Source organism: Pseudomonadota bacterium (assembly GCA_039028155.1).
GTDB lineage: Bacteria > Pseudomonadota > Alphaproteobacteria > SP197 > SP197 > JANQGO01.
Genome location: JBCCIS010000019.1, coordinates 74,420 through 80,442, shown reverse-complemented (window position 1 = coordinate 80,442; position 6,023 = coordinate 74,420). Strand labels below are relative to the sequence as shown.

Below are 6,023 nucleotides of genomic sequence, written 5' to 3'. Positions count from 1 at the left end.
CTTTGCTCTATCCTGCATATAGCCGGGAATGGTGGGATGAACGGCATGGGGGTCACGGCCCCGCAAGACGCCCGATTGTTCAATAATTTCGGCGACGGCTTCTTCCTGGCGATACGCCATCAGATGAATGCCTGCAACCCCTTCAATCTCGCGAATCTGCTGAATCAGGTCGACGCACAGGCGTTTGCCCTCCTGTTTCTGCTTTTCCGCGCCTTTCAGGCGATCGATCACGTTGTCGGGTATATGCACGCCCGGCACGTTGGAGCGAATCCACCCTGCCGCCTTGGCCGAGGCCAATGGCCCGACACCGACCAGAATGAAGCACTGCTCATGCAGACCCATGTCGCGCACACGTTCCATGTAGCGTTCCAGCATGGGGATGTCATAGCAGTACTGCGTCTGGACGAACTGCGCGCCGGCCGCGATCTTCTTGGCGAGCCGCAAAGGCCGGAAATCATAGGGCGGCGCGAACGGGTTGGCGGCCGCACCCAGGAACACCTCCGGTGCCTTATCGAGCTTGCGGCCCGACAGCAACTGCGAGTCATCACGCAGCGTACGAATCGTCTCCAACAGCGACATGCAGTCGAAGTCGAAGACCGGTTTGGCCTCCGGCTGGTCACCGCATTGCACGCCGTCGCCGGTCAGGCACAGAATGTTGCCGACGCCCATGGCGGCCGCGCCGAGCACGTCACCCTGGATGGCGATGCGGTTCCTGTCGCGGCAAGAGATCTGCATCACCGGCGCGTAACCGACGCGGGTCAACAGAGAACAAACGCCGACGCTCGACATATGACAGTTGGCACCAGACCCATCGGTCGCGTTGATCGCGTCGACCCAGCCATCGAAAATGCTGGCGCGTTCAAAGACGTCCATGGGGTTGGCCGAATCCGGCGGCGACAGCTCGGCGGTGACGGCAAACTCGCCGGCGCGCAGGATGCGCTCCAAACGACCGCGCGACGTGTGACCGGGCAGGGGCTCCAGTGGCGCGCCCGGGTCGATTGGTCCGGGATCGACCATCTCCGGATAGGCCATGCCCTCATTGAGCGGACCGACCTGTTGATCGCGATCGGTGTCGTCGGTCATCGGATGGTGTTACTGGCGAAACCGCGCGCCGTCGCTTTGGCCGGCGCAATCTTGCCATCTCTCTTCGCGCGGATCTCGCGGATCACCCGCAGCCAGGAAGACTTGCCCTTCAGCTGGTTGTCGACCGGTTTTTGAACGTCCAGGATGCTGGCCTTGCCGAACAAATCCTGACTGCCTTCCCACGCCTTGACCCAGACACACGGCATGTCGGGCTTCACCTCGCACATCATGTTGGCGCGCACACCGCCGCACGGCCCATTGCGCAGGTTTTTCGGGCAGTTCATCGGACACGACATGCCGGTCGACGACAGGGCGCATTGGCCGCACATCTGGCAATCGAACATCGCGCCTTTGATGCCGCGTTCGACGACGGCGACCGGTTTTTCCAGACGCTCATAGCCGATGGCGCGCACCAGGGGTTCGCAGGCCGCGATGGTGCCTTCGAAGACGTGATAGAGGCGCATCAGCCCCTTGGCGTTGCGGACCGACCAATGACGAAGTGCGAGCATGGCGGGTCTCTCCTTGTGCCCGGCTAACCGCGTATGCCGTATTCGGTGAGTGTTTCGGCGATCGCCTTTTCGCCGCGCGGCGCCATCAGGTGCGCGCCGGCGACGCCATCGATCTCGCGGAACTGTTCGATCAGCTCGGCGCAGATCTTGCGCCCCTCGGCGCGCTGATCCACCGCTCCTTCCAGGCGCGCGATGATGGCGTCAGGCACATGAACGCCGAACAGGTTCTCGGTCATCCAGCGCGCCGACTTGGCCGACGCCAACGGCCCCACACCGACTATGAAGTAGGCCTTCTCGGGGATGCCGTGGTCGTTCAACACCGCCATGTAACGCTTCAGCACCTCGATGTCATAGGCGAACTGGGTCTGAAAGAAATCCGCGCCTGCCTCAATCTTGGCTTCCAGGCCGCCGGGCTTGAAATCGGGATCGGGATCGCGCGGGCTATCGGCGGCACCGATAAAGAGTTTCGGCGCGGGGTCGATCGCGCGGCCTGACGGCGACGGGAAGGTGCCTTCATCGCGCATCTGGCGCGCCATCGACATCAGGCCGCGGCTGTCAACGTCCTCGACCGGCTTGGCGTCAGGCTGATCGCCATTGGTGATGCTGTCGCCGTGCAGGCACAGGATGTTCGGGATGCCGAGTGCCGGCCCGCCGATGAACTCGCCCTGAATCGCCAGGCGGTTGCGGTCGCGCACGGTAAACTGCAGGACCGGCTCGATGCCGTTCTTCGCCATCACCGCCGAACATGCCATGGCCGACATGTGGGCGCGCGCGCCGGCGCCGTCGGTCACGTTGACCGCATCGACCAGGCCCTTCAGGCAGTCGACCTTGGCCATAACGCTGGCCTCGTCGGCGCCGTCCGGCGGCGTTGTCTCGGCGGTGATGACAAACTCACCGGCGGCGAGCTTTTTCTCCAGGGTACCGTTCGACTTCATCAAAAGAACCTTGTTGCTAGGACTCGGGCTTCATGCCGCCGGCCTTGATGTAGGCGGACAGCACGGTATCCGGGTACGTGTTTTCGATCTCCGCGGCCATACGCTCGGCCTCGGCTTCCAGATCATCGCCGCAATCGACGGCTTCGCCGCGGTGCCATTGTTCGAGATAGGCGTCGGTGCCAGAGAGCTTGGCCAGCATGGCGGCCTGGTCGATCGCCTTTTCGAAGCGTTCGGGCAGAACGCGCTTGGCGTTCTTGCGCCCGGCCTTGACGATCACCTGCGCGGGAATATCGCGCCAATAGACGACGGTGGCTTTGGCCATGACGGTGTTTCCTAGCTGGTGGCTTTGGCGAGTAGGGGCGCGATGCCGCCGTAGCCGGTGAAGATGTAGCGGTATTCAAGGCCCAGCTTGTCAGCGGCGGCCTTGGCCTTTTCCTGCAGCGCCTCGTCCTCGATCTGGGCCAGATAGACGACGGCGGTGTAGTTGCCGAAATACATTGGCAACAGCTCGGGATGACGATCGATCCCCAGACCCTTCCAGATCAGCGTATCGAAGTGTTTGGCCAGGTAATCGGTCAGGTAGAAACAGGTGGGATCGTTGTCGTGCAGCGCATCGAAGTCCTGGGTGCCCATGTAGAACTGATAGCAATGGGCGCCGTCGATCCGTTCGACGCCTTCTTCTTCCAGCACCTCGTCCAACAGGCCGCCAGTGCCGCAATCGCCATAGGCGACAAAGATGTTGTCAAAGCGGTCGCGGTTCTCGCGGATCTTCTGACGCACGCCGTCAGGGATCTTCTGCGGTGTGTTATGCCAGATCGCCGGCAAGCACTGGACTTCCAAGCTGGTCCAGCCATGGGTTCGGATAAGGGCCATGATTTCCCACGCCAGAGCGCCGCAAGCGATGATCAGGCTGCCTGAGGAGCCTGCCATCGAGATCTCATTGGGCGGCGGCGGAGTTCGACTTGCGCCGCTCCGCAACCAAGGTCTTGGCGGTTTCGACCGCCACCGCCGCGTCGCGGCAATAGGCGTCGGCCCCGACACTGTCGGCAAAGGCCTCGTTCAGCGGCGCGCCGCCGACCAGGACGGTGTAGTCGTCGCGAATGCCCTGTTCCGTCATGGTGTCGATGACGACCTTCATATAGGGCATGGTCGTGGTCAAAAGCGCCGACATGCCCAGGAAGTCCGGCTTGTGCTCCTCAAGCGCCTCCAGGTACTTCTCGACATCGTTGTTGATGCCGATGTCGTAGACGTCGAAGCCCGCGCCTTCCAGCATCATGCCGACCAGGTTCTTGCCGATGTCGTGGATGTCGCCCTTCACCGTGCCGATCACGATCGAGCCCTGCTTGGGCGCGCCGGTCTCGGCCAGAAGCGGGCGCAGGATAACCATGCCCGCCTTCATCGAATTGGCGGCCAGCAGAACCTCCGGCACGAACAGGATGCCGTCGCGGAAGTCGATGCCGACAATCCGCATGCCCTCGACCAGCGCCTCGGTCAGGACCTTGTAAGGTGCCCAGCCGCGCTCGAGCAGGATGTTGACACCCTCGACGATCTCGTCGGCAAGACCGTCGTACAGATCCTCATGCATCTGCTGGGTGAGTTCGTCGTCATCCAGGGTGCTAAGGTCGAGATCGTCTTCTTCTTCGGCCATACCACGCTCCCGCTAAAACGCCGGAAAATCGGGCGAAACAACGTCACGTACGCTCGCTCAGTCCGGCAATCTAAGACACTCGCGACACGGACTAGTCCGCATTCGACACCGGCGGCTCGTTTATCACAAGGCGTGATCGCAGCACCATAGGGATTCCGTGGGGTTGGACGTTTTTGTGCGGGCGCGAAACTGTTCCAAACACGAACCCTTCGACACATCTTATGCGCGCTATCTGGACGGATTGGTGCGGCCCGCATTTCTGTTTTGACAGCGCGGGCCCTTAAGCCTCCAAATGTCTGCGGGAGGAATTGCAATGGCGGCAACCACGAAGCCAAGGCGCGGCGGTAGGGCGGCAAGGCGGCGCGAACGCGTCGGCGGTCCCCTGGTCCAGAAGCGTCACATCACGCGAGAGATCCCGGTCTACGAGCTCTTGGACCAGGCCGGGCTTGATCTGATCCACGACACCTCCATGCAGATTTTGGAGGAGATCGGCATCGACTTCCGCGACGAGACCGCGCTGGCCCAATGGAAGGAGGCGGGCGCCGAGGTCAAGGGCGAGCGCGTGCGCATACCCCGCGAGTTGATCGCCGAAAAGCTCGACATGATCCCGGAGACCTATACCCAGGTCGCGCGCAATCCCGAACGCAGTGTCGAGATCGGTGGGCGCAACACGGTCTTCGCGCCGACCTTCGGCTCGCCCTTTGTGCGCGACTTCGACAACCAGCGCCGCTACGCGACGCTGGAGGACCTGCAGAATTTCATCAAGCTGACCTATATGACGCCGGCGCTGCACCACGACGGCGGTATCATCTGCGAGCCGATTGACGTGCCGGTGCCCAAGCGGCACCTGGATATCGTCTACAGCCACATCAAGCTCAGCGACAAACCGTTCATGGGTGTGCAGTCGGCGCCGGAGCGCGCGCTCGATTCGTGCCGCATGTGCGAGATCCTGTTTGGCGCCGACGTCATGCGGGAGAACGTCGTGATGACGTCGGTCGTGAACTGCAACTCGCCACTGGTGTGGGACGAATCCATGCTGGGATCCCTGCGTCACTACGCCGCGCACCGCCAGGCGGTTTTGATCACGCCCTTCATCATGGCCGGTGCCATGGCCCCGGTCGCGACCGCCGGCGCCGTCGCCCAATTGAACGCCGAGGTGACCGCAGGCCTTGCCTATGCCCAGTTGGTCAATCCGGGAACGCCGATGGTCTTCGGCAGTTTTCTCAGCACCGTCTCCATGCAGTCAGGCGCACCGATGATGGGGACGCCCGAGACGCTCCAGATGATCTATTGCTGCACCCAGCTCGCGCGCCGCTACAAGGTGCCGGTGCGCTCCGGCGGCATGCTGACCGGCGCCAAGGTGGCCGACGCGCAGGCGGCTTACGAGAGCATGCAGACGATGACGGCGACCTTGCAGGCCGGCACCAACTTTATCCTGCATTCGGCCGGCTGGCTGGAGGCGGGGCTAGCCGCCGGTTACGCCAAGTTCATCATGGATGCCGAGCAGATCGCGATGCTGCAAAGCTTTTCCGAAGGCATCGATCTCTCCGACAACGGCCTTGCCATGGACGCGGTGCGCGAGGTCGGGCCGGGCAGCCACTACCTCGGCTGTGAGCACACGCAGCGCAATTATCTCTCCGGCTTCTTCATTCCCGAGGTTGCCGATAACAACAGCTTCGAGCAGTGGGAAGCCGAGGGCGCCCAGACCCATGAACAGCGCGCGGTCCGGATCGCCAAGGACAGGCTCGCGCAATACGAACCGCCGCCGCTTGATGAGGGACTCGACGAAGCACTGCAGGATTTCATGGCACGGCGTCGGGCCGAGCTGCCCGACGGCGTCGCCTGATC

At 62.7% G+C, this 6,023-nt stretch carries 7 protein-coding genes; 1 reads left to right on the top strand and 6 read right to left on the bottom strand.

The annotated features are described in order from the left end of the window. The 6 genes from AAF563_12215 to AAF563_12190 form a co-directional block, all read right to left on the bottom strand. The coding region (locus AAF563_12215; protein MEM7122038.1) for a methylenetetrahydrofolate reductase at nucleotides 1-1,017 on the bottom strand (1,017 nt) is incomplete at its 3' end. A gap of 62 nt (nucleotides 1,018-1,079) precedes the next feature. Beyond that, nucleotides 1,080-1,547 carry a methylenetetrahydrofolate reductase C-terminal domain-containing protein gene (locus AAF563_12210; GenBank protein ID MEM7122037.1) on the bottom strand — a complete coding sequence of 156 codons (468 nt, stop codon included), beginning with the start codon at nucleotides 1,545-1,547 and terminating at the stop codon, nucleotides 1,080-1,082. A 68-nt stretch (nucleotides 1,548-1,615) separates the two neighbouring features. Next, nucleotides 1,616-2,527: a methylenetetrahydrofolate reductase gene (locus AAF563_12205; GenBank protein MEM7122036.1), complete on the bottom strand. Its 912-nt coding sequence runs from the start codon at nucleotides 2,525-2,527 to the stop codon at nucleotides 1,616-1,618. Between the two features lie 16 nt (nucleotides 2,528-2,543). Beyond that, nucleotides 2,544-2,849, bottom strand: a complete 306-nt coding sequence (locus AAF563_12200; GenBank protein MEM7122035.1) for a virulence factor — start codon at nucleotides 2,847-2,849, stop codon at nucleotides 2,544-2,546. Nucleotides 2,850-2,860: 11 nt separating this feature from the next. Next, nucleotides 2,861-3,457 (bottom strand): DUF1638 domain-containing protein, encoded by a 597-nt coding sequence (locus AAF563_12195; GenBank protein MEM7122034.1) that lies wholly within the window; start codon nucleotides 3,455-3,457, stop codon nucleotides 2,861-2,863. Between the two features lie 7 nt (nucleotides 3,458-3,464). Further along, nucleotides 3,465-4,175 (bottom strand): corrinoid protein, encoded by a 711-nt coding sequence (locus tag AAF563_12190; GenBank protein MEM7122033.1) that lies wholly within the window; start codon nucleotides 4,173-4,175, stop codon nucleotides 3,465-3,467. A gap of 313 nt (nucleotides 4,176-4,488) precedes the next feature. Here AAF563_12190 and AAF563_12185 point away from each other — a divergent pair, with 313 nt between their 5' ends. Next, on the top strand, nucleotides 4,489-6,021 hold the full coding sequence (locus AAF563_12185) for a trimethylamine methyltransferase family protein (protein ID MEM7122032.1): 1,533 nt from the start codon (nucleotides 4,489-4,491) through the stop codon (nucleotides 6,019-6,021). Nucleotides 6,022-6,023: the final 2 nt, after the last annotated feature.

Coding starts and splice junctions, on each gene's coding strand:
- AAF563_12195 (MEM7122034.1), bottom strand. CDS start 3,457: ATGGCAGGCTCCTCAGGCAGCCTGATCATCGCTTGCGGCGCTCTGGCG.
- AAF563_12190 (MEM7122033.1), bottom strand. CDS start 4,175: ATGGCCGAAGAAGAAGACGATCTCGACCTTAGCACCCTGGATGACGAC.
- AAF563_12200 (MEM7122035.1), bottom strand. CDS start 2,849: ATGGCCAAAGCCACCGTCGTCTATTGGCGCGATATTCCCGCGCAGGTG.
- AAF563_12210 (MEM7122037.1), bottom strand. CDS start 1,547: ATGCGCCTCTATCACGTCTTCGAAGGCACCATCGCGGCCTGCGAACCC.
- AAF563_12205 (MEM7122036.1), bottom strand. CDS start 2,527: ATGAAGTCGAACGGTACCCTGGAGAAAAAGCTCGCCGCCGGTGAGTTT.
- AAF563_12185 (MEM7122032.1), top strand. CDS start 4,489: ATGGCGGCAACCACGAAGCCAAGGCGCGGCGGTAGGGCGGCAAGGCGG.